The organism is Leucobacter massiliensis, assembly GCF_002982315.1.
Taxonomy (GTDB): Bacteria; Actinomycetota; Actinomycetes; order Actinomycetales; family Microbacteriaceae; genus Leucobacter; species Leucobacter massiliensis.
The window spans coordinates 1-26,606 of record NZ_MWZD01000020.1; the positions used below are offsets into that span (position 1 = coordinate 1).

The 26,606-nt window shown below is 74.1% G+C and carries 27 protein-coding genes and 1 pseudogene; 14 read left to right on the plus strand and 14 right to left on the minus strand.

Annotation, left to right across the window (positions count from 1 at the left end):
* Positions 1–213: 213 nt before the first annotated feature.
* A pseudogene (locus B4915_RS11975) lies at positions 214–471 on the minus strand (metallophosphoesterase family protein); the annotation flags it as partial.
* Between the two features lie 262 nt (positions 472–733).
* Here B4915_RS11975 and B4915_RS11980 point away from each other — a divergent pair.
* The 5 genes from B4915_RS11980 to B4915_RS12000 all read left to right on the plus strand — a co-directional run bounded on the left by B4915_RS11980 (position 734) and on the right by B4915_RS12000 (position 5,100).
* Complete coding sequence (locus B4915_RS11980) at positions 734–916, plus strand: CsbD family protein (RefSeq protein WP_105806055.1); 183 nt, start codon at positions 734–736, stop codon at positions 914–916.
* Positions 917–1,147: 231 nt separating this feature from the next.
* Entirely contained in the window at positions 1,148–2,302 is a 1,155-nt protein-coding gene (locus B4915_RS11985) for a PP2C family protein-serine/threonine phosphatase (protein WP_105806056.1), read from the plus strand.
* A complete protein-coding gene (locus B4915_RS11990) occupies positions 2,299–4,260 on the plus strand; it encodes a glycosyltransferase family 2 protein (protein ID WP_105806057.1) in 1,962 nt (653 codons plus the stop codon). Before B4915_RS11985 ends, B4915_RS11990 begins: the two co-directional genes overlap by 4 nt.
* Positions 4,257–4,589, plus strand: a complete 333-nt coding sequence (locus B4915_RS11995) for an STAS domain-containing protein (protein ID WP_105806058.1) — start codon at positions 4,257–4,259, stop codon at positions 4,587–4,589. Before B4915_RS11990 ends, B4915_RS11995 begins: the two co-directional genes overlap by 4 nt.
* Complete coding sequence (locus tag B4915_RS12000) at positions 4,579–5,100, plus strand: ATP-binding protein (protein ID WP_105806059.1); 522 nt, start codon at positions 4,579–4,581, stop codon at positions 5,098–5,100. Before B4915_RS11995 ends, B4915_RS12000 begins: the two co-directional genes overlap by 11 nt.
* 21 nt (positions 5,101–5,121) lie before the next feature.
* On the opposite strand, the gene B4915_RS12005 is transcribed toward B4915_RS12000, so the two are convergent.
* The 9 genes from B4915_RS12005 to B4915_RS12045 all read right to left on the minus strand — a co-directional run bounded on the left by B4915_RS12005 (position 5,122) and on the right by B4915_RS12045 (position 14,194).
* Positions 5,122–6,147, minus strand: coding sequence for a DNA topoisomerase IB (locus B4915_RS12005; protein WP_105806060.1), 1,026 nt, complete (start codon positions 6,145–6,147; stop codon positions 5,122–5,124).
* Positions 6,148–6,286: 139 nt separating this feature from the next.
* On the minus strand, positions 6,287–7,207 hold the full coding sequence (locus B4915_RS12010) for a siderophore-interacting protein (protein WP_105806061.1): 921 nt from the start codon (positions 7,205–7,207) through the stop codon (positions 6,287–6,289).
* On the minus strand, positions 7,204–8,016 hold the full coding sequence (locus B4915_RS12015; protein WP_105806100.1) for an ABC transporter ATP-binding protein: 813 nt from the start codon (positions 8,014–8,016) through the stop codon (positions 7,204–7,206). The genes B4915_RS12010 and B4915_RS12015 overlap by 4 nt, the downstream gene beginning before the upstream one ends.
* 134 nt (positions 8,017–8,150) lie before the next feature.
* Complete coding sequence (locus tag B4915_RS12020; protein ID WP_245907491.1) at positions 8,151–9,167, minus strand: FecCD family ABC transporter permease; 1,017 nt, start codon at positions 9,165–9,167, stop codon at positions 8,151–8,153.
* A 113-nt stretch (positions 9,168–9,280) separates the two neighbouring features.
* Positions 9,281–10,291 (minus strand): iron chelate uptake ABC transporter family permease subunit, encoded by a 1,011-nt coding sequence (locus B4915_RS12025; RefSeq protein WP_105806063.1) that lies wholly within the window; start codon positions 10,289–10,291, stop codon positions 9,281–9,283.
* On the minus strand, positions 10,288–11,229 hold the full coding sequence (locus tag B4915_RS12030) for an ABC transporter substrate-binding protein (RefSeq protein ID WP_105806064.1): 942 nt from the start codon (positions 11,227–11,229) through the stop codon (positions 10,288–10,290). The genes B4915_RS12025 and B4915_RS12030 overlap by 4 nt, the downstream gene beginning before the upstream one ends.
* A gap of 213 nt (positions 11,230–11,442) precedes the next feature.
* Entirely contained in the window at positions 11,443–12,438 is a 996-nt protein-coding gene (locus B4915_RS12035; protein ID WP_245907487.1) for a sugar kinase, read from the minus strand.
* Complete coding sequence (locus B4915_RS12040) at positions 12,435–13,058, minus strand: bifunctional 4-hydroxy-2-oxoglutarate aldolase/2-dehydro-3-deoxy-phosphogluconate aldolase (RefSeq protein ID WP_105806065.1); 624 nt, start codon at positions 13,056–13,058, stop codon at positions 12,435–12,437. Before B4915_RS12040 ends, B4915_RS12035 begins: the two co-directional genes overlap by 4 nt.
* The gene (locus tag B4915_RS12045; protein ID WP_105806066.1) at positions 13,055–14,194 is read right to left on the minus strand and encodes a mandelate racemase/muconate lactonizing enzyme family protein; all 1,140 of its coding nucleotides are present in this window, start codon (positions 14,192–14,194) and stop codon (positions 13,055–13,057) included. Before B4915_RS12045 ends, B4915_RS12040 begins: the two co-directional genes overlap by 4 nt.
* Positions 14,195–14,378: 184 nt before the next feature.
* On the opposite strand from B4915_RS12045, the gene B4915_RS12050 reads away from it, so the two are divergent.
* From B4915_RS12050 to B4915_RS12075, 6 genes are read left to right on the plus strand one after another with little or no spacing between them, the layout of a single operon-like run.
* The gene (locus B4915_RS12050; RefSeq protein WP_105806067.1) at positions 14,379–15,197 is read left to right on the plus strand and encodes a transporter substrate-binding domain-containing protein; all 819 of its coding nucleotides are present in this window, start codon (positions 14,379–14,381) and stop codon (positions 15,195–15,197) included.
* 44 nt (positions 15,198–15,241) lie between these two features.
* Positions 15,242–15,901, plus strand: coding sequence for an amino acid ABC transporter permease (locus tag B4915_RS12055; RefSeq protein ID WP_105806068.1), 660 nt, complete (start codon positions 15,242–15,244; stop codon positions 15,899–15,901).
* Positions 15,902–15,903: 2 nt separating this feature from the next.
* The gene (locus B4915_RS12060; RefSeq protein ID WP_105806069.1) at positions 15,904–16,611 is read left to right on the plus strand and encodes an amino acid ABC transporter permease; all 708 of its coding nucleotides are present in this window, start codon (positions 15,904–15,906) and stop codon (positions 16,609–16,611) included.
* Entirely contained in the window at positions 16,608–17,336 is a 729-nt protein-coding gene (locus B4915_RS12065; RefSeq protein WP_105806070.1) for an amino acid ABC transporter ATP-binding protein, read from the plus strand. The genes B4915_RS12060 and B4915_RS12065 overlap by 4 nt, the downstream gene beginning before the upstream one ends.
* A complete protein-coding gene (locus tag B4915_RS12070; RefSeq protein WP_105806071.1) occupies positions 17,336–18,940 on the plus strand; it encodes an N-acyl-D-amino-acid deacylase family protein in 1,605 nt (534 codons plus the stop codon). The genes B4915_RS12065 and B4915_RS12070 overlap by 1 nt, the downstream gene beginning before the upstream one ends.
* A gap of 35 nt (positions 18,941–18,975) precedes the next feature.
* The gene (locus B4915_RS12075; protein ID WP_219845121.1) at positions 18,976–19,644 is read left to right on the plus strand and encodes a GntR family transcriptional regulator; all 669 of its coding nucleotides are present in this window, start codon (positions 18,976–18,978) and stop codon (positions 19,642–19,644) included.
* Positions 19,645–19,692: 48 nt separating this feature from the next.
* On the opposite strand, the gene B4915_RS12080 is transcribed toward B4915_RS12075, so the two are convergent.
* Positions 19,693–20,394, minus strand: a complete 702-nt coding sequence (locus B4915_RS12080; protein WP_105806072.1) for a hypothetical protein — start codon at positions 20,392–20,394, stop codon at positions 19,693–19,695.
* A gap of 97 nt (positions 20,395–20,491) precedes the next feature.
* On the opposite strand from B4915_RS12080, the gene B4915_RS12085 reads away from it, so the two are divergent.
* Positions 20,492–21,190: a PBS lyase heat domain-containing protein repeat-containing protein gene (locus tag B4915_RS12085; RefSeq protein ID WP_105806073.1), complete on the plus strand. Its 699-nt coding sequence runs from the start codon at positions 20,492–20,494 to the stop codon at positions 21,188–21,190.
* Here B4915_RS12085 and B4915_RS12090 read toward each other — a convergent pair.
* Positions 21,187–22,167 carry an NAD-dependent epimerase/dehydratase family protein gene (locus B4915_RS12090; RefSeq protein ID WP_105806074.1) on the minus strand — a complete coding sequence of 327 codons (981 nt, stop codon included), beginning with the start codon at positions 22,165–22,167 and terminating at the stop codon, positions 21,187–21,189. The genes B4915_RS12085 and B4915_RS12090 overlap by 4 nt on opposite strands.
* Positions 22,168–22,247: 80 nt before the next feature.
* Here B4915_RS12090 and B4915_RS12095 point away from each other — a divergent pair, with 80 nt between their 5' ends.
* On the plus strand, positions 22,248–22,889 hold the full coding sequence (locus tag B4915_RS12095; protein WP_181158580.1) for a Type 1 glutamine amidotransferase-like domain-containing protein: 642 nt from the start codon (positions 22,248–22,250) through the stop codon (positions 22,887–22,889).
* Between the two features lie 39 nt (positions 22,890–22,928).
* Here B4915_RS12095 and B4915_RS12100 read toward each other — a convergent pair whose 3' ends face one another.
* Positions 22,929–24,311: an aminotransferase-like domain-containing protein gene (locus B4915_RS12100; protein ID WP_105806076.1), complete on the minus strand. Its 1,383-nt coding sequence runs from the start codon at positions 24,309–24,311 to the stop codon at positions 22,929–22,931.
* 49 nt (positions 24,312–24,360) lie between these two features.
* Between B4915_RS12100 and B4915_RS12105 the strand changes: the two genes are divergently transcribed.
* Positions 24,361–25,584, plus strand: a complete 1,224-nt coding sequence (locus B4915_RS12105; RefSeq protein ID WP_245907488.1) for a benzoate/H(+) symporter BenE family transporter — start codon at positions 24,361–24,363, stop codon at positions 25,582–25,584.
* A gap of 94 nt (positions 25,585–25,678) precedes the next feature.
* On the opposite strand, the gene B4915_RS12110 is transcribed toward B4915_RS12105, so the two are convergent.
* Positions 25,679–26,602, minus strand: a complete 924-nt coding sequence (locus B4915_RS12110; protein WP_181158581.1) for a LysR substrate-binding domain-containing protein — start codon at positions 26,600–26,602, stop codon at positions 25,679–25,681.
* Positions 26,603–26,606: the final 4 nt, after the last annotated feature.

The following is a 26,606-nucleotide window of genomic DNA, read 5'->3' on the forward strand; positions in this document are numbered from 1 at the left end:
AAAAAAAAAAAAAAAAAAAAAAAAAAAAAAAAAAAAAAAAGAAAAAAAAAAAAAAAAGAAAAAAAAAAAAAAAAAAAAAGAAGTGAGGCACAGCAAGCCATAGAAGGTAAAATGGCGGCAGAGCCGCAGGGTCGCCGTCGAGGACGCCGCCGCCGACGAGGAGTTCGCCGCCAACCCCTTCGTCGCCGGCGACCCGCACCTGCGCTTCTACGCCGCGATCCTGATCCCCGCGATCTCCGCCCGCGCGACCTCGGGCAGCCGCGCCCGCAGCCCCGCACCGTCGTTGTTGCCGTACACCCCGATGAGGCGGCGGGATCGGGCCTCCAGCGCGTCGAGCGTCGCCTCGTCCACCCAGTCCCCGGCGTGGATCACGACGTCGGCGGCGTCCACCGCGCGCCACAGGGGCTCGGGCAGCTGCTTCGCCCGCTTCGGCAGGTGGGTGTCGGCGATGAGGACGAGGGAGATCGGCATGCCTCCATTGAAGCCGATCGGGGGCCGGAGCGACACGGCGCTGGAGGCCGGAGCGACACGGGCCGGGGCTGCAGCGCGAAGCGGCCGGGACCGGCCGGCCGCGGATCCGGGCGGTCGAGGCGCGGCAGGCCCCGGATCGGGGCGGCAGGATCCCGCACCCGCCGCCTATATCGCGCTTCCGGCGGGCGCGCAAGGGATTGCGGCCGGAGCGGCGGGCTTGGGATGGTGGAGGCCCACAGTCGCTGGAACAGAGGAGGACCATATGGGACTGTCTGACAAGATCTCAGCCGAGGCCGACAAGGCCAAGGGCAAGCTGAAGGAAGCGGCGGGCAAGGTCACGGGCGACGACTCCAAGGTCGCCGAGGGCAAGGCCGAGCAGGCGAAGGGCGAGCTGAAGGGCTCGGTCGAGAACGTCAAGGACAAGGCCAAGGACGCCATCGACTGACTCCGGCTCGCGACGCCGGGCATCCGACCCGCGCCGCGACCGAACGACGGACCACCGCAGGGGCCCCGCAGCAGCGGGGCCTCTGCGTCTGTCCGGGAACACCCGCGCCCCGGGCCGCAGACGCAGGGGGCAGCGCGGGTGGCTCGGGGCTGGGGGCCGGGAGTGCGCAGACTGAGTCCGCGCACTTAGGATGAGGGAAACTGCGCGGGGGCGCAGCCGGGGGAGGGACGCATGGTCGACGAGGAGCAGCGGCTCGCCGCGCTGACCCAGCTCGGGGTGCTCGACACCCCGCCCGACGAGCGCGTGGACCGGGTCACGCGGCTCGCGAAGGAGATGTTCGGCGTCCCTATGGTGAGCGTCACCCTCGTGGACCGCGACCGGCAGTGGCGCAAGTCGCAGATCGGGCTCGGCGGCATCGAGGCTCCCCGCGAGGACGCCTTCTGCGACTACACCGTGCGGCAGAGCCGCATGGTCGTCGTCGAGGACGCCGCCGCCGACGAGGAGTTCGCCGCCAACCCCTTCGTCGCCGGCGACCCGCACCTGCGCTTCTACGCCGGCCACCCGCTCTACGCCCCCGGCGGCGAGCCCGTCGGCACGCTCTGCGTCATCGACACCGTGCCCCGCCGCTTCACGCCCAGCCAGGGCGAACTGCTGCGCGACCTCGCCTCCTGGGTGCAGGCCGAGCTGAGCCGCGACGAGGAGCTGGACCACGCCGAGATCATCCAGCGCGCCCTGCAACCCCACCGGCTGCCCCGCATCCCGGGCTACGAGATCGCGGCGGGCGCGGCCGCCCGCGGGCGGCTCTCCGGCGACTTCTACGACCTGGTGCCGCGCGACGGCGCGCTGCGCGTCACCCTCGCCGATGCGATGGGCAAGGGCGCCGGGCCCGCGATCGTCGCCGCCGGGGTGCGGGCCTCGCTGCGCACCGCCCCCGGACGCACGCTCGCCGAGGCGGTTGCGGGCGCCGACCGGCTCGTCGAGGAGGACCTCGGCGACACCGGCATGTTCGTGACCGCCGTGCACGCCGACATCGACACCCGCAGCGGCGGGATCGAGCTCGTCGACGCCGGGCACGGCCTCGCGATCATCGTCCGCGCCGACGGCGGCTGGGAGCACCTGCGCTCCGCCGGCCTGCCGCTCGGCATGGGGACGGGCGAGGCCGCCGAGCGGGAGCCGGTGAGCGCCGCCCTCAGGCCCGGCGACTGCTTCGCCTGCAGCAGCGACGGCCTCCTCGACGTCCTCGACCCCGCCGACCCCTTCGCGGACTTCGCCCGGCTGGTGCGCGAGCACGGCCCCGACGGCGCCGTGCGCTCCGCGATCGCGCTCATGCGCGACACGCGGGCGGCCGACGACATCACCGTCGTCGTGGTGAGGAGGGAGGCATGACCGCGCGCTTCGCGGCGATCCGCGTCCTCGCCGTGCTCTCCGTGCTGCTCGGCACCAACTACGTCGTGTGGCGGTGGCTCGACTCCATCAACTGGGAGGCGTGGTGGATCGCGGTGCCGCTCGTCCTCGCCGAGAGCTACAGCCTCATCGACACCTGGTTCTTCTGCCTGACGATGTGGCGCGCCCGCGAGCGCCCCGCCCCCGTCTCACCGCCGCAGGGCACCGTCGACGTGCTCATCACCACCTACAACGAGCCCATCGAGCTCGTCATGGAGACCGCCGTAGCGGCCCGCAGGATCGCCTACCCGCACGAGACCTGGATCCTCGACGACGGCTCGCGGCCGGAACTCGCACAGGCCGCGCGCGAGGCGGGGATCGGCTACCTCACCCGCTCCGAGGACTGGACGGGCAAGCCCCGCCACGCGAAGGCCGGCAACCTCAACAGCGCGCTCTTCCAAACCGAAGGCGAGTTCCTGCTGATCCTCGACGCGGACCAGATCCCGGACCCGCTGATCCTGCACCGCACCCTCGGCTACTTCGCCGACGACCCCGAGCTCGCGCTCGTGCAGACCCCGCAGTGGTTCTCCAACGTCGACGAGGCGGACCCCCTCGGCAGCCAGGCGCCGCTGTTCTACGGGCCGATCCAGCAGGGCAAAGACGGCTGGAACGCCGCCTTCTTCTGCGGCTCGAACGCCCTGCTGCGCCGCGAGGCGCTCATGCAGCTCGGGATCGTGGGCTACGTCAAGGACGTCACCAGCTCCACGAAGAAGGCGCTGCGCGTCGCGGAAACCCTGATCGCGCGCGAGGCGCGCCAGGCGGCCGACCCCGAGCTCACCGCGAGCCTCACCCAGCTGCAGGAGACGATCCGTGCCGCGCGCGCCGAGATCACCGCCGGAGCGCCCCTCGCCGACGCCACCTTCGCGGTGCGCAGCGCCATCGACCGGGCCGCGCAGGAGCTCACCTCCCGGGACCTGGACACGATGCGCGAAGACCTGGAGGTGATCGCCCGGTTGCCGCTGGAGCGGGACGCCGAACTCGGCGAGGTGGTCGTCGACGAGGTGCGCCTCGAGCGGCTCGCGACCACGGAGATGTCGCCGCTCGGCGCCGTCGAGGCCGTCGCCGCGCTGCTCGACGCGCTGCGCATCGACCGGGGCGGGGAGGCGCAGCCGCTGCAGCCGCTCGCCACGATCTCCGTCACCGAGGACATGGCGACGGCCATGCAGCTGCACGCCCTCGGCTGGCGCAGCGCCTACCACCACGAGGTGCTCGCCCGCGGCCTCGCCCCCGAGGACCTGCGCACCATGCTCACCCAGCGGCTCCGCTGGGCGCAGGGCACCCTGCAGGTGATGCTGCGCGACAACCCCCTCGTGAAGCGCGGCCTCTCGGCGGGGCAGCGCATCATGTACTTCGCGACCATGTGGAGCTACCTCTCCGGCTTCACCGCCGTCGTCTACCTGGCGGCGCCCGTCATCTACCTCGTGTTCGGGGTTATGCCGGTGACGGCGTGGAGCGTCGACTTCTTCGCGCGCTTCCTGCCGTATTTCCTCGTCAACCAGCTGCTCTTCCTGCTCGTGGCGCGCGGCATGCGCACCTGGCGCGGCCAGCAGTACTCGCTCGCGCTGTTCCCCGTGTGGATCCGGGCCTGCTGGACCGCCTTCGCGAACGTGTGCTTCGGCCGCTCCCTGAGCTTCGCCGTGACCCGCAAGGACGGGCGGGATCCGCGCGGCGTGCCGTGGCGGGAGATCTGGCCGCAGCTCACCGCGATGGCGGTGCTCGCCGTCGCCCTCGTCATCGGCCTCGTCCGGCTCGCCCTCGGCACCGCCGACGGGACGGGCACGCTCGTCAACACGGCCTGGGTGCTCTACGACCTCGTGGTGCTCAGCGTCATCATCCAGGCCGCCCGCTACCGCGGACCCGCGGCCCACCCCGCCGAAGCGACCCCCGAAGGAGCGGCATGAACCTCGACAGCACCGACCACGGCGACTTCACCGTCATCTCGATCGACGGGCGCCTCACCGCCTCCGGCGCCCCGCTGCTGCGCAACGCCGTGAGCGACCTCATCGACGCGGGCACGACGCGGATCGTCGTCGACCTCGGGCAGGCCGAGTTCGTCGACTCCTCCGGGCTCGGCGCGCTCATCGGCAGCCTGAAGCGGGCCCGCATCGCGGGCGGGGACCTGCGGATCGCCGCCGTGCCCGAGGCGGTGCACGCCGTGCTGCGGCTCACCAACCTCGACCAGGTGCTCAGTCTCCACCCGACGCCGGAGACGGCGTTCGATGGGCGCTGAGCGCACGGAACCTCGGGTGCTGCGCCTGCGGGGCGCAGCCGAGCTGAGCTTCGTGGACCGCGCCCTCGACGCCCTCGACGGGCTCTGGGCGGCGTCCCCCGAGCTGCCGGCGCGCGAGCGGACGCTGTTCGCGCTCGCCGTCGCGGAGACCCTCACGAACATCGTGGAGCACGGAAGCGGGGGCGGCGCTGCCCGGGCGGGATCCGGCGAGCCGGAGGTCGAGATCCGGCTCAGCGTGGAGCTCGACCTCGGCGCCGTGCCGCGCGAGCTGCGCGCCACGATCCGCGACTCGGCGGCCCCGGCGGCCATCGACTGGGGCTCCGTGGCGATGCCCGGCGGCGAGGCCGAGTCGGGCCGGGGGCTCGCGCTCGCGCGCTCGGTGCTCGACGAGTTCCGGCACGAGCCGGCCGCGGCGAGCGCCCCCGGTGCGGAGGCCCCGCGCGGGAACACCTGGGTGCTGGGGAAGCGCCTCGGCCCGGAGCCTGATAGCGCGGGGGATCCCGGATCCTGAGCGGCTCGCGGCTCCCGCGCCTCAGCTCATCTCGGCGAGCAGCGCGAGCGTCGCCTGCTCGGCGACGTCGAAGTGGCGGCGCGGGCGCATCCGCTCCCGCGACTCGCGCACGCGCCGCAGCACCCGGGGCCGCTCGGCCGCGGCGAGCACCCGCGGATCGACGTAGGAGGCCTTGGTCACCGCCACCGTGTTGCCGAGGCGCTCCGCCGCGGCCTCCAGCGCGCCGCGCACCGCCCGGCTGCGCGCCGTCTTCGTGCGGAGCTGCCCGGGCTCCAGATCGAGCAGCGCGTTCGCCGCGACCACCGTGCCGCCCCAGGTGCGGAAGTCCTTCGCGGTGAACTCCTCGCCCATGTGGCGGCGCACGTAGCCGTTGACGTGGCCGCTGCGCAGCGGGTGGGCGACGCCGTCCTCGTCGATGAAGCGGAAGAGCTCCGGGCCGGGCAGCTCCTCCTGCACGCGCGCCAGGAGGCGGGCCACCCGCTCGTCCGAGACGCGGCGGCGGTGCCGCTTGCCGCTCTTGCCGGTGAAGTCGAAGGTGACGCCGCCCGAGCTCACGGTCACGTGCTCGCGCCGCAGCGTGGTGATCCCGAAGCTGCGGTGCCGCTTCGCGTACTGGACGTTGCCGACCCGGAAGAACTGCAGGTCGATGAGCCGGACCACGCAGGCCGTGACGCGGTCGGGGCCGAGCAGCCGGCGCCGCAGATCGCGGTCCACCCGCGCCCGGATCCGCGGCAGGGCGCGGCCGAAGCGTTCGAGCCGCGCGAACTTGATCCGGTCCTGCCGCTTGCGGAAGGAGGGGTGGTAGATGGCCTGCGTGCGCCCGGCCGCGTCCACGCCCCGCGCCAGCACCTTCGCCGTCGGCGACTTCGCGATCTCGACCTCGGTCCAGGCGGGCGGGATCGCAAGCGCCTCGATGCGCGCGATCTCCGCGCGCCGCGTGATCTTCCGGCCGCGCAGCCGGTAGACGAAGGCCTCGCCCTCGAGCTCCCGGCTGATCGGCAGCCGCCGGCGGCGACGACGGGGCGCCGTGCCGCTCGCGCCGCTCATGCCCGACCCGCCGGCGCCGCAGCGTCCGCCACCGCGCCGCGGCGTTCCCTGGTCTCCGTCACCCGGCCCCCTCTCCGCGAACCACTCTGGCACGGATCGGCCGTGCGCGGCGAGGGCTTGCGCACGGGGCGGGGACGGCTCAGCCGACGAGGGGGCCGCCGTGTTTCCAGTACCCCAGCGAGGCGATGCGCTCCTTCGGCAGCCCCCACTCCGCGCTCATGACCCTGCGGATGCGCATCGTCGCCCCCGCCTCTCCCGCCAGCCAGGCGTACGCCCCGGGATCCGCCGCGAATTCCGCCCCGTGCTCCTCGCCCCACTCCCGCACCGCCAGCTCCAGGGCGTCCGGATCGCGGCCGGCGCGCGGCACCACCCGCAGCGCGTGCGCCGTGCCCGCCACCCCGTTCTCCCCGCCCCGCGGCAGCGGCAGCGACAGCAGCTCGTCCGCGGGATCCCCCAGCTCCAGCAGCACCTCGCTCGCTCCCGACGGAGCGGCGGCGAGCAGGTTCCCGATCGCGGGCAGCGCCGATTCGTCGCCCACGAGCAGCAGCCGGCTCGGCGGGGACGGCGGCATGAAGTGGATGCCGTAGCCGGTGAAGCCGACGCGCGCGTCCGGGCCCGTGAGCACCAGCTCGTCGCCCGGCGCGCAGGCCAGCGCCCACGAGGACGCCGGGCCCGCCGGCTCGTGGATGAAGAGCTCCACGTCGATCTCGCCGAGCGCGGGCCGGATCGCGGCAGGGGTGTAGGTGCGCAGCGGGTTGCGGCGGTCCTCGGGCAGCGCCTTCCACCGGGCGTACCACTCTTTCGGGTGCGGCGTCGGCCGGTCGAGCAGCCCGAAGTCGGGACGGCTGCCGTCCGCCATCGGCAGCACCAGCTTGATGCGCTGGTCGAGCCCCCACGGCGCGAAGTGGCGCAGCTCCTCGCCCGCGAGGGTCACCCGCACGAAGCCGGGTGAAAGGCGCTGCGTGCGGGCCACGGCGACGCGGAACGCGCTGTACTCCCAGGGGTGCGCGGCCGCGGCTGCCGGGGCCGCCGGGGCAGCCGGGGTCGAGGGGCGGCTCACGCGGTCGCCTCCGAGCCCTCACGGGCCTCGGGATCCGGGATCGGCATGCCGAGCGGCACGACGAGCGGACCGCCGGAGACCGGATCCGCGATGACCACATTGGGGAGGCCGTAGATGCGCTCGACGCGCTCGCTCGTCACGACCTGCTCCGGCGTCCCCGAGGCCACGATCTCGCCGTCGCGCATGGCGATGATGTGGTCGGCGTAGCGCGCCGCGTGGTTCAGATCGTGCAGCACGGCGACCACGGTGCGGCCGCGGCGGTTCAGGTGGGCGAAGAGCTCCATCAGCTCGACCTGGTGGGCGATGTCGAGGAAGGTGGTCGGCTCGTCGAGCAGCAGCAGATCGGTCTGCTGCGCGAGCACCATCGCCACCCACACGCGCTGGCGCTGCCCGCCCGACAGCTCGTCGACGCGGCGGGCCGAAAGTTCCCGGGTGCCGGTAGCCGCCAGCGCCTCCTGCACCGCGGCCTCGTCCTCCTCCGACCACTGCCGCAGGAAGCCCTGGTGCGGGTAGCGGCCCCGCGATACCAGATCGGCCACCGTGATCCCGTCCGGCGCGATCGCCGACTGCGGCAGCAGCCCGAGGCGGCGCGCCACCTCCTTCGCGGGGAACTCGGCGATGGCCTTGCCGTCGAGCACGACTCGGCCCGCGCGCGGCGCGAGCAGCCGTGAGAGCCCCCGCAGCAGCGTGGACTTGCCGCAGGCGTTGGGGCCGATGATGACGGTGAAGGAGCCGTCGGGGATCGCGGCGCTGAGCCCGCTGATGATGGGCTCGGCGTCGTAACCGAGGGTGACGGCCTCGGCGCGCAGGCGGGGCGCGGCGAGGCCGTCACCCTCGGTTACGAATGGGGGCGGGGACGTAACCGAGGGGGCCGGCCTCGGCGCGCAGGCGGGGCGCGGCGGCGGGGCCGGCGGCGGGTGCGGTGGCGGGTGCGGTGGCGGGTTCAGGCACGACGGCGGATCTCCTGGATCAGAGTGACAACGAGGTAGACGCCTCCCACGGAGACGGTGACGACCCCGACGGGCAGGGTGACGGGCAGCAGATGCTGGGCGATGACGTCGGAGGCCAGCAGCAGCAGCGCTCCGAGGAGCGCCGACAGGGTCAGCGACAGCGAGGGGGCGCGGGCGATGCGCCGCGCTATCTGCGGCGCGGCGAGCGCGATGAAGGCGACGGGCCCGATCACCGCGGTGGCGATCGAGGCGAGCACCACCGCGAGCAGCAGTGCCAGGCTCCGCGTCGCCGCCGGGCGGGCGCCGCTCGCCGCGGCGACGTCGTCCCCGAGCTCCAGCTGGCGCAGCCGCGGGCCGAGCGCCGCGAGCAGGAGGAGCAGCGGTGCCGCGCAGGCGAGCGCGCCCGCAAGCGGGGCCGCGGTGACCCCGTTCAGCGATCCCGCTCCCCACGCCGAGGCGAACATGGCGGTGTCGAGCTCCACCTCCAGCAGCATCCAGGTGTTCGCGGAGGCGAGGATCGCGGCCACGCCGATCCCGACCACGATGAGGCGGAAGCCCTGCACGCCGCCGCGCGCCGCGAGCGCCCAGATCGCGGCGGCCGTGAGCAGGCCTCCGGCGACGGCGCCGGCGCTGAGCAGCGGCCAGCTCGCCGAGAACAGCACGGTGGTGAGCAGCATGCCCGTGAAGGCGCCGTTCGAGAGGCCGAGGATGTCGGGGCTCGCCAGCGGGTTGCGGGTGACGGTCTGGAAGACCGCGCCCGAGACGGCGAGCAGGCCGCCCAGCAGCACCGCGGCGAGCACCCGCGCCAGCCGCCACTCGACGACGACGGTGCGGTCGAGCGGATCGCCCCCGCCGAGCAGTGCGCGCAGCACCTCGGCGGGGGTGAGCGGGTAGTCGCCGAGGCCGAGGGCGACCACGCCGAGCACCAGGACGGCGAGCAGCAGCGCGAGGCCGCTGACGACGCTGCGCGGGCGGATCCTTCCGATGACGGAGCGGCCTCGGGACGCCACCGGGCGGGATCCCGAGCCGGGTCCCGACCCAGATCGGGATCCCGAGGTCCCCGATCCCGGCACCGATCCAGGATCCGCTGCGGGCCCCGATCCCGCTCCCATGCTCGACGCCCTCATGACAGCGTGCTCGCCTTGCGTCGCCGCGCGAGCGCGATGAGCACCGGTGCGCCCACGAAGGCGGTGACGACGCCCACGGGGATCTCGGCCGGGGCGATGAGCACCCGCCCGAGCACGTCCGAGAGCAGCAGCACCACCGGGGCGAGCAGCGCCGACACCGCGATGATGGCGCGCTGATCCACGCCGATCACCCAGCGGGCCACGTGCGGCACCATCAGCCCGACGAAGGCGATGGGCCCGGCCAGCGCGGTCGCCGCGCCCGCGAGCAGCGTGACGGCGGCGACCACGCCGAGCCGGATCCCCGCGACGCCCGCGCCCTGCGAGCGGGCCACGTCGTCGCCGAGGGCCAGCGCATTGAGGCCCGGGGCCAGCCAGGCGGCGGCCAGCAGTCCGAGCGCGATGAAGGGGAGCACGGGCAGCAGCACCTCGAAGCCGCGGCCGAGCAGCGAGCCGGCGTTCCACGAGCGCATCCGGTCGAAGGCGTCGGGATCGCTGAGGGTCATGCCGGTCGTCAGCCCGGAGAACACGGCGCCCAGTGCGACGCCGGCGAGGGTGAGCCGGATCGGATCGGCGGCGCCGCGGCCCGAGGAGCCGATGAGGTACACCGCGACCGTCACCGCGAGGGCCCCGGCGAAGGCGAGCCAGAGCAGGGCCGAGACCTCGCGCATCCCCAGGAACGCGACGCCCGCCGCGACCGCGAAGGCCGCTCCGGCGTTGACGCCGAGGATGCCCGGATCGGCGAGCGGATTGCGCGTGAACGCCTGGATGAGCGCGCCCGCGACGCCGAGCGCCGCCCCCGCGGCGAGCCCCGCCGCGGTGCGCGGGATCCGCAGCTCGTTCACCACGTAGGCGGCCTCCGGGGACCCTCCGCCGCGCAGCACCTCGAGCACCGCGCCCAGCGGCAGCGAGTTGGAGCCCACCGCGAGCGACAGTGCGAGCGCGAGCGCGAGCAGCACGGCCAGGGCGGCGACGCCGAGGAGGATGCGGGGGCGGCGGGGGAGCGTCACTGCTGGGCTGCGAGGAACCGCTCGAGGTCGTCGAGGACCAGCTCGCCGCCCTTCGGGCCGACGCCCGACACCCAGTAGCTTGTGTCGACGAGCGTGAGCGAGGGGAAGTCTGCTGCGTTCCGGGTGATCGCGGCGGGGACCGTCGAGGGGTCGTCGACGTCGGCGGTGGTGACGAAGACGTAGTCGGCCTTCGCGTCGAGGATGTTCTCGGGGGAGAGATCCGCCTGCAGGCCGTCCTCCCACTGCTGCTCGGGGATGGTGAGGCCGACGCACTCGAGCGCCCCGCCGCCGAAGGAGACCGGGCCGTAGAGGCTCAGCGTGGTCTCGTCGCGGGGGCGGATCAGATTGGCGGTCTTGCCGCTCACCTCGAACTCGCCCGCGATCTTCTCGCAGCGCTCGGCGAAGCCGTCGACGAGGCGCTGCGCCTCCTCGGGCTGGCCGAGGGCCTCGCCGATCAGGAGCACGTTCTCCTGCCAGGGATCCGCCTGCGTCGCCATGAAGACGGTGGGGGCGATGGCGCCGAGCTGCTCGTAGAGCTTGGAGTGCCGCGATTCGGTGCCGAGGATCAGGTCGGGCTTCAGGGCCGCGATCGCCTCGAGGTCGGGCTCGGGCACGGTGCCGACCGGCTCGACGCCCGCGACGCCGAGGTACTCGGGGATCCCCGCCACATTGCTCGCGACCGCCGCGCCGACGGGGGTGACGCCGAGCGACACGGCGGTGTCGAGTTCGACGGGTTCGAGCACGACGACGCGCTGGGGCGCGTCCGGCACCTCGGTGGTGCCGCGGGCGTGCTCGACGGGGTGCGTGCCGGCGCTCGACGGGTCATCCGGGGCCTGCCCGGCGTCGGCGGGGGCGGCGGAGCATCCCGCGAGCAGCAGGCCGGCGACGGCCACGGTCGAGGCGAGGGCGAGACCCCTCCGGCGCAGGGACGAGCGCATGTGCGGGCAACCTTTCGGGTTCGGGATCGGGCACTCGCGGAATCGCACCCGCGCACGTGCGCGCCACCGCGATTCTCGAACCCCCGGCCTGCGCCACAGCAGGCAACCGTCACCTTACTAAAGTCTGATGAATGCGGGCAAGCATCCCGGCCGCGCGCCCGCGGCGCCCCCGGACGCCGCCGGCACCGCACCGCACGGCGCCGTGCGGACGCCTCAGCGCCGCACCGGATCCTCCGCGCCGAGGAAGGCGCGCAGCTCCTCGCGGCCCGGAGCGCCCTCCCAATCGCCGGGGTGCAGGCAGGCGAGCGCGCCGCACGCGTTCCCGCGCTCCAGGGCCGCCTCCGGCCCTGCGCCGTCCAGCCGGGCCGAGAGGTATCCGGCCACGAAGGCGTCGCCCGCCCCGACCGTGTCGACGGGGGTGATCCGCTCCGCCGCTCTCGCGGCCACGCCGCCGGGGTGCCGGGCGAGCGCCCCCTCCGCGCCCCGCTTCTCCACGACCTCGCTCGGTCCGCACGCGGCGAGCGCGCCGAGCAGGGCCGCGCCGTTCCCGGCGCTCCCGCGAGCATCGGCGCCCCCGCGAGCATCGGTGCCGTCCGGTGCGAGCAGGCGCAGCTCCTCGGGCCCGCCGAACAGCACGGTCACGTGGGGCAGCAGCGGCAGCAGAGCGGCCCGCGCCTCGCGCTCCGTCCAGAGCGAGGACCGGTAGTTGACGTCGAGGCTCACCGGCACCCCGGAGGCGTGGGCCCAGGTGGCCGCGGCCACGGTCAGCTCCCGGGCCGAGGCCGACAGCGCCGGGGTGATCCCGCTCAGGTGCAGCTGCCCCACCCCCGCCGTCGCTCCCGCGAGGTCCTCCGGCCCCAGCGCCGTGGCCGCGCTGCCCGCCCGCCGGTAGCTCACGCTGCTCGCCCCCGGCCGCGGCGAGTGCTTGAGCATCAATCCGCTCGGGCGGCGCGGATCGCGCGCCACCGCGCACTCGACGCCCTCGCCGCGCAGGCCCGCGAGGATCGCCTCGCCGATCGCGTCCTCGCCGAGCCGGCTGAGCCACCGCACCGGGTGCCCGAGCCGGGCGAGGCCGATCGCCACATTCGACTCGGCGCCCCCGAAGGAGAGGCGCATCGGCGCGCCGGCGCGGAGCCGCCCGGACTCGGCCGAGGTGATGAGTCCCATCGTCTCGCCGAGGGTGAGCACCCGCGTCGGGGAGCGCTTCACGACCGCTCCTGGAGCGCTGCGCGCAGCTCGGCGAGTCGCTCCCGCAGCGCGGGCAGCGGTCCGCCGTCGAGCGCGTCGCCGATGAGCGGGCCGCCGATGGAGAGGCCGGCGGCTCCGGCGCGCAGCCAGGCGGTGGCGCCAGCGGCGTTGACGCCGCCCGAGGGGACGAAGCGCAGCTGGGGCAGCGGCCCGGCGAGCGCCCGCAGGTATCCGGGTCCCACCGCCGAGGCGGGGAAGATCTTGATCTCGTCGGCCCCGCACGCGGCGGCCCGCATCACCTCGCTCGGGCTGAGCGCCCCCATCATCAGCGGGATGCCCTGGGCGGATGCGATCTCCGCGACCTCGGGGGCGACGCCCGGAGTGACGAGGAACTCGGCGCCGGACTCGACCGCTGCCGCGGCCGTGCCGCGGTCGAGCACGGTGCCCACGCCCACGAGGGCGCGCCCGGCCGCCGCGGCGCGCGCGGTGCGCACGGCGCCGAGCGTGCCCGGCGTGGTGAGGGTGAGCTCGATCCGCCCGATCCCCGCCTCCGCGAGCGCCTCGGACACCGCGGCGACGCGTGCGCTGTCGCGCCCGCGCAGCACCGCGGTGACGATCGACAGGGTCGCGGGGGCGCTCATGCCTCGGCGTCCGCGAAGCCGGGCCGGGTGCCGTAGGCCTCGAGGGCCTCGCGCCGGAGCGAGATCCCGAGCCCGGGACGGCTCGGGATCGGCAGGGTGCCGTCGGCGTCGAGCCGCCACCCGCCCTCGGTGAGCTCGTCGACGTACGCCGAGCCGGTCTTGTACTCGACGAGCTCGGTTCTGGAGAGGGCGGAGGCGAGCTGCAGATCGGCGGCGAGCCCGACCGCGGTGTTCCAGCCGTGCGGGATGAGCGTGATCCCGGCGTCCTCCGCCGCCCAGCCGATGCGGCGCGACTCGCTGAGCCCGCCCCCCTTCGTGGTGTCGGGCTGCACGATGTCGAAGGCGCGGCGTGCGATGTACGGCGCGAAGCTCTGCCGGCGGGTGAGCACTTCGCCCCCGCTGATGGGGATCGGCGAGTCGGCGCGCAGTTCGGCGAAGCCGTCGAGGTCGTCGGGGGCGAGCGCCTCCTCGAACCAGGCCACCTCGAAGTCGGCGAGCATGCGTGCGGTGCGCTTCGCCCAGGCGAGCGAGCCCGGGAAGAAGCCCTCGGAGCCGCCGGCGTCGACGGCGAGGAGCCGGTCGCCGACCGCCTCGCGGGCGGCGGCGACGGTGCGCTCGTCCGTGCGCGCGTCGACGCGGCCGAACTTCCACCAGCCGATCTTGAAGGCGGTGAAGCCCTGCTCGACGAGCGCTTCGAGGTTCTCGGTCATCGGGCCGGGCTCGTCCATGAGCACCGAGGCGTAGGGGCGCACTCGCTCGCGGTGGCGCCCGCCGAGGAGGCGGCCCGCGGGCTGCCCGTGCGCCTGGCCGGCGATGTCCCAGAGGGCGATGTCGATGGCGCTCGTGGCGTGGGTGAGCGCACCGCCGCGGCCCATCCAGAACGCGGTCTGGTGCAGGGTCTCGGTGAGGCGCTCGACCTCGCGCGGGTCGTGCCCGATGAGGTGGGCCGAGAGCAGCTCGATGGCCCCCCGCACGAGGTGCTCGCTGGTGAAGGCGCTGCCGATCCCGACGTGGCCCGTGTCGGTGTGCACGGCGACGAGCGTGTGGACGACGTCCTCGGGCCGGAGTTCGTGCGTCCACCCGCCCTCGGGAGTGGCCCCGCGGAGCCCGCACGTCTCGATTCGGGTGATCTTCATGGCTGCCTTTCGCTGGGCGGTGCGGCGGCCGGGCGACCGCCGATACCGATCGACACTAGTCGATTGTCGACAATAGTCCAAGATGTGATTAGGATGGCTCTGGCGCGGATGCCGATATCCGCTCCGGTGGCGCGATCCGCTCGGGAAGCGATCGCCGCCCCCGCCACCACAGAAGGGCAGCACGATGAAGTTCACCCGTTTCCTGGCAGCCGGCGCCGCCGCGCTCCTCGCCGCGGCCGGCCTGGCCGCCTGCACCTCCGACGGCGCGGCCCCGCAGGCCGCCGCAGGCCAGAGCACGCTCAACAAGGTGCTCTCCGAGAAGAAGCTCGTCGTCGGCGTCTTCGCCGACGCCCCGCCCTACGGCGTGCTCACCAGCTCCGGGGAGTACGAGGGCTTCGACATCGACGCCGCGAACGCACTCGCCGACTCGCTCGGCGCCGAGATCGAGTTCGTGTCGACGACGAACGCCAACCGCATCCCGCTGCTCGAGACCGGCAAGGTGGACGTGGTCATCGCCGCCCTCACCAACCTCGACGAACGCGCCCAGGTCGTCGCGATGACCCGCCCCTACGCCGCGGAGGGACAGGTCGTGCTCGTGCCCCAGGGCAGCGACATCGACTCCTACGAGGACCTCAGCGGACGCACCGTCGCCGCCACCCGGGGCAGCGTGCCCGCCACGATCCTCGAACGCCGCTTCCCCGAGGCGAACGCCAGCCTCTTCGAAGCGGTCGCCGACTCCGTGCAGGCGCTGCGCAGCGGCAAGGTCGACGCCCTCATGGAGAGCAACTCCGTCGCGGCGGGCATCCTGCAGGACTCCGACGACTTCGTCATCGTCGACGCGCCCCAGCTCAGCCCCTCCGTCGTCTCCTTCGGCGTGAAGATGGGCGACCAGCTGTGGCTGAACTACCTCGACAACTTCCTCCTGAACTACAACATCAGCGACGCCGCCAACGACTCGTACAACACCTGGCTCGGCAGCGACGTCCCCGACCTCATCAAGTGACAGCCACCGGGCGGGGCTCCGGCCCCGCCCGGTGCGGAGGAAACATGCAACTCTACTTCGGGGACCTCATCCCCTACGCGGACAAGCTCCTGCTCGGCCTCGGGGTCAGCATCGCGGTGACCGCGGCCGCCGTCGTCGCCGGCGGCCTGCTCGGCGTCCTCGTCTACCTCGGACGGGCCTCGCGCTTCCGGCCCGCGCGCCTCGCCGCCTCGGCCTACATCGAGGCCATCCGCAACACGCCCCTGCTGCTGCAGCTCTACCTCGTCTACTTCGCGCTGCCCTCCCTCGGGGTGAACCTCGACCCGGTCAGCGCGGGCATCATCGCGCTCAGCATCAACCACTCGGCCTACGTGGCCGAGATCTACCGCGCCGGCTTCGAGTCGCTGCCGCGCGGCATCGGCGAGGCGGCTGCGGCGCTCGGCCTCTCGGCGCGCGCCACCTTCCTGCACGTGCGGCTCGTCCCGGCGATGCGCGCCGTGCTGCCCTCGCTCACCAACCAGGTGATCCTGCTGTTCCTCGCCTCCTCGATCGCCTCGATCGTCGCGGTGCCGGAACTCATGCACACCATGATGGGGATCACCACGAGCACCTTCCGCACGATCGAGACCTTCGTGGTCGGCGGGCTGCTCTACTTCGCCGTGGCGTTCGCGATCGCGGCGGCCTCGCGCCTCATCGAACACCGCACGCGCTGGAAGGTGGCCTGACCATGAACTCACCGATCGACGGAGCGGACCTCCTCCTGATCCTGCAGGGGGCCGCGGTGACGCTGCAGATCTGCGCCCTCTCGGTGCTGTGCGGCGGCGCCCTGGGGCTCCTCTTCGGGCTGCTCGCGACGGGTCCCGTCCGGGTGCTCCGCTGGGTCAGCGCCGTGTGGGTGAGCGCCATCCGCGGCGTGCCCGTCCTGCTCATCATCTTCTTCGTCTACTTCGGCGTGCCGCTGCTCTCGCCGGGAAGCAACGTCCCCGAGTACTGGGCCGCGGTGGTGGCGCTGTCCGTCTTCGCCTCCGCATACGTCAGCGAGATCGTGCGCGGCAGCATCCAGGCGATCCCGCGCGGCCAGTTCGAGGCGGCGGAGGCACTGGGCCTCTCCTACGCCTCCCGGCTCCGCTGGGTGATCCTGCCTCAGGCTGCGAAGATCATCGTCCCGCCCGGGATCGGCTTCCTCGTGATCCTCGTCAAGGACAGTTCGCTGGTCGCCGTGATCGGGCTCATCGAGCTGACGCGGGCGGGCAACATCGTCGCCTCGCAGACGGGCAAGCCGATCCTCACCTACCTCATCGTCGGAGCCGTGTACTTCGTGATCTGCTTCACGCTGTCCTCGCTCGGGCGCCGCTACGAACGCCGCCTGGGCGGCGGGGCCCGCGCCCCGAAGCTCGGCGAGACGATCTCCATCTTCAAGGGAGCAACATCATGATCACCATCTCCGGGCTGCGACTGAGCTTCGGCGACACGGAGGTGCTGCACGGGATCAGCACCCGCGTCGCCGAGCGCGAGGTCGTCTGCATCATCGGCGCCTCCGGCTCCGGCAAGAGCACCCTGCTGCGCAGCATGAACGGCCTCGAACGCCCGAGTCACGGCAGCATCGAGATCAACGGGCACCGCCTCGGGCCGGGCGAGGCCCGCGCCGACCTGGAGGCCGTGCGCCGCGACGTCGGCATGGTCTTCCAATCCTTCAACCTGTTCCCGCACCTCACCGTCGGCGAGAACATCGCGCTCGCGCCGCGCAAGGTGCTCGGCATCGACCGGGCCGAGGCGCGCGAGCGCGCCGAGGGGCTGCTCGCCAAGGTCGGGCTCTCCGAGAAGATCGACGCCTTCCCCGGGGAGCTCTCGGGCGGGCAGGCGCAGCGCGTCGCGATCGCCCGCGCGCTCGCCATGCGCCCGCGCGTGATGCTCTTCGACGAGCCGACCTCCGCGCTCGACCCCGAGATCGTGGGCGAGGTGCTCTCGGTCATGCAGGGCCTCGCCGCGGAGGGCATGACCATGGTCGTCGTCACGCACGAGATGGGCTTCGCCCGGGAGGTGGCGGACCGGGTCGTGTACATGGATCGGGGTCGCATCGTCGAGGAGGGCGCCCCGGAGGAGCTCTTCGGCGCCCCCCGTGAGGAGCGCACGCGCGCCTTCCTCGGCAAGGTGCTCTGATGCTCGACACCCTCATCGTCGGCGCGGAGGTGATCGACGGGACCGGCGCACCACGGGCGCCCCGCAGCGTGGGGATCGAGGCGGGCCGGATCGTCACCTTCCCGCCGCGCGAGCGGCCGGCGGCGCGGCGCGTCGTCCGTGCGGAGGGCGCGCTGCTCACGCCCGGTCTCATCGACCCGCACAGTCACAGCGACTGGTCGGTGCTCGGCAACCGGGACGCGCTCAGCACCATCCATCAGGGGGTCACCACCGAGGTGGTGGGCAACTGCGGGGTGACCCACGCCCCGATCTCCGGCCGCGACGCAGAGACGAGCGCGGCGGCCCTCGCCGCCTTCGGCTACACCGGCGAGATCGCCTGGCGCACCTTCGCCGAGTACCTCGACGCGGTGCACGACGGCGGGACCGCGCAGAACCTCGTGTGGTTCGTGGGGCACACGGCGCTGCGCCGCGCCGCCCAGCTCGACGCCGAGGAGAGGGGCGCGGACCTGGGCGGCGCCCTCGAACGCCGGCTGCGCGAGGCGCTCGAGGCGGGCGCGATCGGCTTCACCACCGGGCTGGAGTACGGGGACGGGCGCTTCGCCGCGCCGGAGGAGCTGCGCCGTCTCGCCGAGGTGGTGGCGGAGGTCGACGGCATGTACGCCAGCCACATCCGCAACCGCGACAGCTCGCTCGCGGAGGCCGTCGACGAGTTCTTCTCGATCGTGCGTGCCGGGGGGTTGCGCGCCCAGCTCTCGCACCTCAACGTCCGCTCCGGCACGGGAGCCGCACCCGGTGCCTGGGAGCGCGCGGTCGAGCGACTGGAGGCCGAGCGCGCGCGGGGGACGGAGGTGCTGGCAGACATGACGCCCTACCCCGACGGCATCGGGCTCGCGACGGGCCTCCTGCCCGAGTGGCTGCTGCGCGACGGCCTCGCCGAGGCGGCACGCGGGCTGCGGGATCCCGAGGTGCGCGAGCGGGTGCGAGCCGATTCGGATCGCTACTGGCGTTTCCTGCACCGCGGCGAGTGGCATCGCGCACGGCTGACCGTCAGCCCCGCCACGCCGGCGCTCGAGGGGCTCAGCTTCCCCGAGATCACGGAGATCACGGGCAAGGACGAGTGGGATTCGCTCTTCGACATGCTCGCCGCTGCCGGGGCCGAGATGGGGTCGGTGCAGTTGATCGGGGAGCTGTTCACCGAGCGGCACGTGGCGGAGGCGGTGGCGCACGAGCGCTTCCTGCTCGGCGTCGACGGCTTCACCTCGCGCCGGGACGGCCCCCTCGGCCGGCGCACCCGCCACCCCCTCTTCTTCCAGGGGCACACCCACTTCCTCGCGCACCACGCGCTCGCGACGGGCACCCTGAGCCTCGAACAGGCCGTGCACAAGATGACGGGAGCGGTCGCCGAGCACTTCCGGATCGCGGGCCGCGGCCGGGTGCGGGACGGCGCGCAGGCGGATCTGGTGCTCTTCGACCCGGAGCGGCTGGCGGGCGCCGACACCCTCCGGCTGCCGGAGGGGGACGCCGATGCGGCGCGGCACGTCTGGGGGAACGGGATCCCGGTCGTCGAGGAGGGGCGCAGCACCGGGAGCCGCCCCGGCCGCCGGCTCGGACGGAGCCGCGCGTGAGTGTCGACAAAGTGCAACCGTGTTATCCTGCAGCGGTGTCCGACCTGTCCGGCCTGCCGCCGATCCCCGTCGCCTCCCGACGCGACGTCGTCGCGGACCGGCTGCGCGAGGCGATCACCTCCGGGCAGCTGCTGCCGGGTCAGAAGCTCACCGAGGTCGCGCTCGCGGAACAGCTCGGCACGAGCCGCGCCCCCGTGCGCGAAGCGCTGCGGCAGCTCGAGCAGGAGGGGCTCGTGGTCTCGTACCCCTACCGCGGCACCGAGGTGCTGGGAGTGTCGCAGGAGGAGATCGAGCACGTGCTGGTCCCCATCCGGATCTCCCTCGAGCAGTACGCGTTCCGGAAGGCCGCCGAGCGCCTCGACGCCGACTCCGTGGCCGAGCTCGAATCGTTCATCGCCATGATGGCCGCCGCCGCGGCAGCCGGAGACGACTCCGCCCTCGCGGACGCCGACGTGCGCTTCCACGACGCCGTCGTCAGCCTCTCGGGGCAGCCCCACTGCCTGCAGATCTGGCGGTCGATCCAGCCGCGGGTGCGCGCCTACTTCCGCCGCGACGCCGGCCACTACGCCGACGCGTCCGTCGTGGCGGAGCAGCACCGGCGCCTGCTCGCCGCGCTGCGCGCCGGGGACGAGCCGGAGCTCGAAGCCGAAGTGGAGCGGCACATCCGCACCCACTTCGCGGAGCCGCGCGGCGGCGGGGGCTGAGCCGCGGCGGCCGGGGCTCGTGCGGCTCGTGCCGCGGCCCGTCAGAGCTCAGCGGCCCGTGAATACGACCAGGCCGAGCACCACCGCCCCCGCGACGGCGAGGAAGCCCGCCACCGCCCAGCGGTAATCCCAGCGCTGCAGGCGGTCGAAGCCCGCGGCGATCCGGGACGCCAGCGCCGGCAGATGCGTCCAGGCCAGCCCGAGCGCGAAGTAGGGTGCGACGAGGACGCACACGAAGAGCAGGTAGGCGACGAGCTGCGGCAGCCACGCGGGGCCGAGGCTCGACACGACCCGGCCCGTCAGGTACATCACGGGCAGCGGCGTGAAGCCCGTGAACGAGCTCGTCAGGCCCAGCGCGAAGTAGACCCCCGCCGGTTCGTGGCCGCGCACCGGCCGCCGTCGGCGCGGCGGCAGCCCGGGCCGCAGCAGCCGCCAGGCCGCCACCGCCGTGGCCGCAGCGAGCAGGGCCGCGCCGGCGACCGCGTCGAGCGCCCGGTCGCGCACCACGCGGGTCACGCGCCCCTCCACGTCCTCCACGAAGGTCGTCGGGTTCACGAACAGGAACAGCACGAACAGCAGCGTCGCCCCGAGCGCCAGCCCGCCCGTCATCCAGCACACCCGCGGCAGCCACCGGGTGCGCCGCACGAGCACGTCGACGGTCGCCGCGGAGGTGCTGGGGTTGATGCCCACGGTCAGCGCGAAGCCGAGGAGCACGGGGACCGCGCCGAGCCACTTCAGCAGTTCCGGCATCGCCCTCCCTCGTGTCGCGCGGTCGCGGCCCGGTTTCCGCTCGCTCAGCGGCGTCCCGGCCGGGTCTCCATCGTATCGACGGGGTAGGATCGCCGGCATGAGGGCGGCGGGGGAGTGGCAGCGGATGCTGGAGTCCGCGCCCGCCGAGCAGTGGCCCGGGCTGCTCGAGGAGCACTCCGGGCTGCCGGGCCCCCGCGCCAACCTCGAACTGCTCGCGGCGGCGGCCCGGCTCGGAGATGTGGAGATCGCGGATCGCCTGCTCGCTGCGGGCACCGAATACGCCGCCGCGTGCGCCGCCGCGATCCTCGCCCGGAGGGCCGCCTCGCCGGAGTGCGAGCGGCGCGCCCGCGCGCTCGCCGCCGAGGAGCGCTGGCGGGTGCGCATGGGCGTCGAGATCGGCCTGCAGCTGCTCGGGGACGAGGATCCCGATGCCGTGCGCGCCGTCGTGGCACGCTGGTCGGCGGACGCGGATCCCCTCGTGCTCCGCGCCGCCGTGGCCGCGCTCTGCGAGCCCCGGCTGCTGCGCGACGCCGAGGCGGCGGCCGCGGCCGTGGACCTCTGCGGGCGCGCCACGCGCGCGCTGCGGGCGCTCCCCGCCGAGGTGCGCGCCGAGCCGGGACCGCGTGCGCTGCGGCAGGCGCTCGGCTACTGCTGGAGCGTGGCGGTCGCCGCCGATCCGGCGCCGGGGCTCGCGGCGTTCCGCGCGCTCGACACCGCTGATCGGGACGTCGCCTGGATCGTCCGCGAGAACGGGCGCAAGCAGCGCCTGCGGCGGCTCCTCGAGACCGAGGGCTAGGGGCGGACGGCCGGGGCGCTCCGGCCGGCCCGGGCGCGTGACTCCCAGGTGCGGGCGGTCTGGGCGAGCAGCGGCTCCCAAGGACTCGCCACGACCCCGAACGCGGCGCTCGTCTCCGCTCCGTCCGCCACGAAGGGCCGGTCGAACTGGTACAGCACACCGCCGAGCTCGCGCAGCATCGGGATCGCGAGCCCGCCGACGCGCAACTGCCAGCGGGGCGCCGTGCGCAGCCGCGGCTCGGGGGCGCCGACCGCATCGCCGAGGCCGCGCAGCAGCTCGCGCACGGTCGCGGGCGGGTTCGACGGCACGATCCACGCGCCGCCCCACGCCCGCTCCTCGCGTCCCAGGGCGGCGAGGGTGGCGGCGACGTCGTCGATCGCCGTCCAGCTGTGGGGCTGATCGGGATCCGCGAAGACGGTGGCCGGCCGGCCCAGCAGGGTGCGCTCCGCGTAGCGCGCGATCATCCCGCCCGCGAGCGGCAGCGTCGGCCCGAGGTAGTCAGAGGACCGCGCCTCGGCGACGCGCACCCGCCCGGCCTCGTGCGCCGCGAGCGCCTCGCGCCACATCCGCGCCCGCAGCGCTCCCTTGTGGTCGGAGGGCCGCAGCGGGGTGCTGCGGCTCATCGGCCCGTCCACCGGGCCGTAGCCGTAGAGGTTGCTCGCGGTCACGAGCACGGCCCCCGCGCGCTCTGCCGCGAGCAGCATCGCGCTCGCCAGCGGGGGCCAGTCCCGCTCCCAGACCGGATAGGGGCCGGGATTCGCGCAGTTGTAGAGCACCGCGGCCCCCTGCATCGCCGCGGTCAGCGCCGCCGCGTCCGATGCGTCGACCGCGACGGGCTGCACCCCGGCGATCCGCGGCTCGCGGCCGGATCGGGTGAGCAGCCGCACCGGATGGCCCCGTGCGGCCAGCAGCCCGGCGAGTGCGGTGCCCACCGGTCCCGCTCCGACGATGGCGTGGATCTCCGACTCCCGTGTCATGCCCCTAGTGTCCCATCTCACAGGCCGCCCACGGCGGGCGGACAGGCGGTGCGCGGACGCGGGGGAGTAGGCTCGGCGCCGTGAGCGTGGACGGGGATGCCGAGCGGAGGCTGCTGCTGACCTCCTTCTTCGCGCGCGTGGCGCGGCTCCTCCCCGCCTTCGCGGAGGCGAAGCTCGCGGGCCGGCGCGTCTGCTTCATCCCCACGGCCACGATCCCCGAGCGCTTCACCCTGCACCTGCGCGCCGAACGGCGGGCCCTGCGCCGACTCGGCCTGGAGCTCGACGAGCTCGAGCTCTCGGCGGCCACCCCGGCGGAGACCGCCGAGGCGATGGGCGCCGCCGACATCCTGTTCGTCTCGGGCGGCAACACCTTCTTCCTCGCGCAGGAGCTGCGGCGCACCGGAGCCGACCGCCTCATCGCCGCGCACATCGCCGCCGGCCGGATCTACATCGGCGCCTCGGCCGGGTCGATGGTGCTCGCACCGCGCCTCGACTACGTCGCGCACATGGACTCGCCGTCCGCCGCTCCCGCGCTCCGCGGCGACTTCGCGGGGCTCGGCATCACCGAGTTCGGCGTCGTGCCGCACGCCGGCAATGTGCCCTTCCGGCGGGCCACCCGGCGGATCGTCGAGACGTACGGGGAGCGGATGGTACTGCTCCCCATCAGCAACCGGGAGGCCGTCGCCGTGACGGGCGCCCGGGTGCGCATGCTCAGGGCCTGAGCCGGCCGCGGCGGCCGCGCCCAGCGATGCCGGGGCCGCTCACGCGGGGAGCAGCGGGGCGAGGCGGCGGACCCCCTCCGTGATCTGCGCGCCGGTGACGGCGCCGAAGGAGAGGCGGACGAACTGGCCCGGCGCCTCGTCGACGAAGAAGTGACGACCGTCGCCCACGAGCACGCCCGCCGCATAGGCGGCGGCGCTGAACTCGCCCGCGTGGACGCCCTCCGGCATCCTGGCCCACAGGTGCAGGCCGCCGCGCGGCACGTGCGGCACCCGCACGCCGGGGAGGGTGGTGCGGATCGCCGCGAGCAGAGCGTCGCGGCGCTCACCGAGCGCATCGCGCAGGCGCCCGAGGTGGCGCGGCCACGCGTTCGAGGTGAGGAGGCCGAGCGCGATCTCCTGGACGATGGGGGAGACGCAGAGATCGTCGGCGGTGCGGGAGGCGCGCAGGCGCTCCCCGGCGGGCCCGCGCGCGATGACCGCGCCGAGGCGCAGGCCGGGGGAGGCCGACTTGGAGAGGCTCACGACCGAGACGACGTGCCCGTGCGGGTCCTCGCCGAAGAGCGGCGGGGGCGGGGGAGACTCGATGCCCAGGTGACGCGCCCAGTCGTTCTCCACGACGAAGGCTCCGGCGCTGGCGGCGAGCTCCAGCACGCGTGCCCGCCGCTCGGCGCTGAGCACGGCCCCCGTCGGGTTCGCGTAGCCGGGCTGCAGGTAGACGACGCGGGCGCGCGTCCGCTCCAGCTCCTCGGCGAGCCGGTCGACGCGGATGCCCTCCGCGTCGGCCGGCACCGAGGCGAGCGCGAGCCCGGCGCTCTGGGCGGCGAGGATCGCCCCCGGGTAGCTCGGGCTCTCGACGATGACCGTGGAACCCGGCTCCGCGAGGGTGCGCAGGGCGAACACGAGCCCCTGCTGCCCGCCGGACACGATCAGCACGTCGCCGGGGTCGGCGCGATAGTCGGCGGCGATCCCCCGGCGCAGCTCCGGCGAACCCGCCGGGGGCGTCATCGCCCGGGCGCGGGGGCTCTTCGCCGCGCGCGAGCCGATGCGGCGCAGCTCCTCGTGCGGCAGCAGCTCGGCCGAGAGATACCCCCACGAGAGCTGGATGTGCTCCGCGGTCCCGTGGAAGCCGAGCCGTGCCGCGCGCGCGGCGTCCACCCGGGCTCGGCCGAGGGCCTGCGATTGCCAGGAGTAGTCGGGCTCGGATGGCAGCGCTCGGTCGGTGACGAAGGTGCCGCGGCCGGGCTCGGCGGCCACGAGGCCGAGGGCCGCGAGCTCGGCGAGGGCGGCGGAGACGGTTGCGGCGCTCGCACGGAACTCCGCGGAGAGCTCACGCACGCCGGGCAGGCGCTCCCCGGCCTGCATCGCGGCGATCCGCTCCTGCAGGATCTCGGCGATCTCCCCCGCTCTGTTACCATTGTTCATGAGGACAGTTAATAACGTTACTGCGAAAAGCGCCACTCCGTTACCGGACGTGACCGGCACCGGCACCGGCACCCTGCCCCGGCGGCGCTCGCTGCTCCGCGACCTCTCGCTCTCCGCGGTCGTCGCGGGCGTGCTCTCGGCGCTCATCAACTTCGCCGGGCCCTTCCTCGTCGTGCTGGAGGCGACCCGCGCCGCGGGGCTGGACGCGGCCCAGACCGCATCGTGGGTGTGGGCGCTGTCGATCGGCAACGGCCTCTGCAGCGTCGTGCTCAGCCTGTGCACGCGCGTTCCCGTCGTCGTGGCCTGGTCGACGCCCGGCGCGGCGCTGCTCATCGCCTCGCTCGGCGGCTTCTCCTTCGCCGAGGCGGTGGGCGCGTTCATCGCCGCCTCGCTCGCCGCCGCCGTGTTCGGCCTCACCGGCTGGTTCGGCTGGATCCTGGCCCGGGTGCCCGCTCCCGTGCTCCAGGCCCTGCTCGCCGGGATCCTGCTCCCCTTCGTCATCACCGCGGCCGGGGCGTTCGCGACCGCGCCGCTGATCGCCGGGGGCATCGTCCTCACCTTCTTCCTGGGCAAGCGCTTCTTCGACCGCTACGCGGTGCTCGCCGCGCTCGCCGCGGGGCTGCTGCTCAGCTGGGCGACCGGATCCTTCCACGCACTCGCCCCCGTGATGACCCTCGGCGGGCCGGTGTTCACCGCTCCCGTCTTCACGCCCGCCGCCCTGGTGAGCATCGCGCTGCCGCTCTTCATCGTGACCATGGCCTCGCAGAACGCGCCCGGCATCGCCCTGCTGCAGTCGCAGGGCTACCGGCCGAACGACCGGCTGCTCGTCGGCTCCATCTCCGCCGTCTCCGCGGCCCTGGCGCCCTTCGGCGCCCACGGGATCAACCTGGGGGCGATCACGGCGGCCATCGCGATCGGGCCCGAGTCGCACCCGGATCGTGCGCGACGCTACGTCGCGGGCGTGGCCGGCGGGCTCAGCTACCTGCTCATCGGCTGGTTCGGCGGCGTGATCGTCGCGTGGTTCCAGGCGATCCCGAGCGAGACCGTCGCGGTGGTCGCGGCCGTCGCACTGCTCGGCTCGGCCCTGACCGCGCTCACGGGCGCGATGAGCGGTGACGCCCGCACCGGCCTCGCCGCGCTCACCACGCTCGCGGTGACCATGTCCGGGACGGTCTTCCTCGGCCTCGGCGCCGCGTTCTGGGGGCTGCTCGCGGGCTCCGCCGTGCACCTCGTCCTGGCGCGCCGCCCGGCCCGGCAGGACGGCTCGCGCTGAGGCCGGGCGCTGCGGCCGGCGGGCCGGGGCGTACCGGCCGGCGGGCCGGGGCGTACCGGCCGAGGTCCGCGCGCCGGGGCCGCAACGCCCGGTCCTATGCGAGCGAGGGCTCGCGCGCCGCATCCGGGTGCTCCGCCCGGACGAACTCGGCGAGTGCGCGGGCGCGCGGGGGCAGGCGCATGCCGCGCGCGAAGGCGAGGACCACGCGCACCGCGGGGATGTCGTCGGCGATCTCCAGCTCCCGGATCGGCCGTCCCTCGACCGTGACGCTCACGGGCGAGCGCTGACCGAGGACGGCGTAGCCCAGGCCGCGGCCCACGAGCGTGCGCATCAGCTCGACGCTCGACACCGTGTACGCCGCCTGCGGCGCCGCGTCCATCGAGCGCGTCCACGAGGCCGGGTCGGCGAGCGGAGGGATGCTCAGCCGGATCAGCGGATCCTGGGCGAGTTCGCGCAGTTCGACGGAGCTGCGCCGTGCCAGAGGATGGTCGGCGGCCACGATGACGTAGGGGCGCATCTCGATGACCCGGATCCAGTCGAGCGACTCGGGCAGCTCGCGCTCGTAGAGGAACGCGACCTCCAGCTCGCCGTCTTCGAGCGCCGCGTGCAGGGAGGCCTGATCGCCCTCGCGGAAGTCGATGGAGAGCGAGGGGTGCTGCTTCGCGAAGGTGTCGCACACATCCGGCATCAGCATTGAGGCGATCCCGGTGAGGCACCCCAGGTGGAGCGTGCCGGTCACGGCCTCGGAACGGGCGTCGAGCTTGAGCTGCAGCTCGGTCGCCTGGACCGTGATGGCGCGGGCGATGGGCAGGACCACGCGTCCCTCGGGGGTGAGTGCGACGCCCTTCGCGCGGCGGCGATGCAGCAGCTGCGCGCCGAGCGCGCGTTCGAGTTCGGTGAGGGCCACGCCGAGGCCCACCGGCGAGACGTGGCAGCGCTCGGCCGCGGCGCGGATCGTGCCGCTCTCGGCGGCGGCGACGAAGTACTCGAGCTGCTTGAGGGTGCACTGGGCCTGCATGCGG

What these genes read in the sequence shown, in the direction of transcription:
- B4915_RS11980 (WP_105806055.1), top strand. Translation starts at nt 734, where the DNA reads ATGGGACTGTCTGACAAGATCTCAGCCGAGGCCGACAAGGCCAAGGGC.
- B4915_RS11985 (WP_105806056.1), top strand. Translation starts at nt 1,148, where the DNA reads ATGGTCGACGAGGAGCAGCGGCTCGCCGCGCTGACCCAGCTCGGGGTG.
- B4915_RS11990 (WP_105806057.1), top strand. Translation starts at nt 2,299, where the DNA reads ATGACCGCGCGCTTCGCGGCGATCCGCGTCCTCGCCGTGCTCTCCGTG.
- B4915_RS11995 (WP_105806058.1), top strand. Translation starts at nt 4,257, where the DNA reads ATGAACCTCGACAGCACCGACCACGGCGACTTCACCGTCATCTCGATC.
- B4915_RS12000 (WP_105806059.1), top strand. Translation starts at nt 4,579, where the DNA reads ATGGGCGCTGAGCGCACGGAACCTCGGGTGCTGCGCCTGCGGGGCGCA.
- B4915_RS12005 (WP_105806060.1), bottom strand. Translation starts at nt 6,147, where the DNA reads ATGAGCGGCGCGAGCGGCACGGCGCCCCGTCGTCGCCGCCGGCGGCTG.
- B4915_RS12030 (WP_105806064.1), bottom strand. Translation starts at nt 11,229, where the DNA reads ATGCGCTCGTCCCTGCGCCGGAGGGGTCTCGCCCTCGCCTCGACCGTG.
- B4915_RS12040 (WP_105806065.1), bottom strand. Translation starts at nt 13,058, where the DNA reads ATGAGCGCCCCCGCGACCCTGTCGATCGTCACCGCGGTGCTGCGCGGG.
- B4915_RS12045 (WP_105806066.1), bottom strand. Translation starts at nt 14,194, where the DNA reads ATGAAGATCACCCGAATCGAGACGTGCGGGCTCCGCGGGGCCACTCCC.
- B4915_RS12050 (WP_105806067.1), top strand. Translation starts at nt 14,379, where the DNA reads ATGAAGTTCACCCGTTTCCTGGCAGCCGGCGCCGCCGCGCTCCTCGCC.
- B4915_RS12055 (WP_105806068.1), top strand. Translation starts at nt 15,242, where the DNA reads ATGCAACTCTACTTCGGGGACCTCATCCCCTACGCGGACAAGCTCCTG.
- B4915_RS12060 (WP_105806069.1), top strand. Translation starts at nt 15,904, where the DNA reads ATGAACTCACCGATCGACGGAGCGGACCTCCTCCTGATCCTGCAGGGG.
- B4915_RS12065 (WP_105806070.1), top strand. Translation starts at nt 16,608, where the DNA reads ATGATCACCATCTCCGGGCTGCGACTGAGCTTCGGCGACACGGAGGTG.
- B4915_RS12070 (WP_105806071.1), top strand. Translation starts at nt 17,336, where the DNA reads ATGCTCGACACCCTCATCGTCGGCGCGGAGGTGATCGACGGGACCGGC.
- B4915_RS12080 (WP_105806072.1), bottom strand. Translation starts at nt 20,394, where the DNA reads ATGCCGGAACTGCTGAAGTGGCTCGGCGCGGTCCCCGTGCTCCTCGGC.
- B4915_RS12085 (WP_105806073.1), top strand. Translation starts at nt 20,492, where the DNA reads ATGAGGGCGGCGGGGGAGTGGCAGCGGATGCTGGAGTCCGCGCCCGCC.
- B4915_RS12090 (WP_105806074.1), bottom strand. Translation starts at nt 22,167, where the DNA reads ATGACACGGGAGTCGGAGATCCACGCCATCGTCGGAGCGGGACCGGTG.
- B4915_RS12100 (WP_105806076.1), bottom strand. Translation starts at nt 24,311, where the DNA reads ATGAACAATGGTAACAGAGCGGGGGAGATCGCCGAGATCCTGCAGGAG.
- B4915_RS12110 (WP_181158581.1), bottom strand. Translation starts at nt 26,602, where the DNA reads ATGCAGGCCCAGTGCACCCTCAAGCAGCTCGAGTACTTCGTCGCCGCC.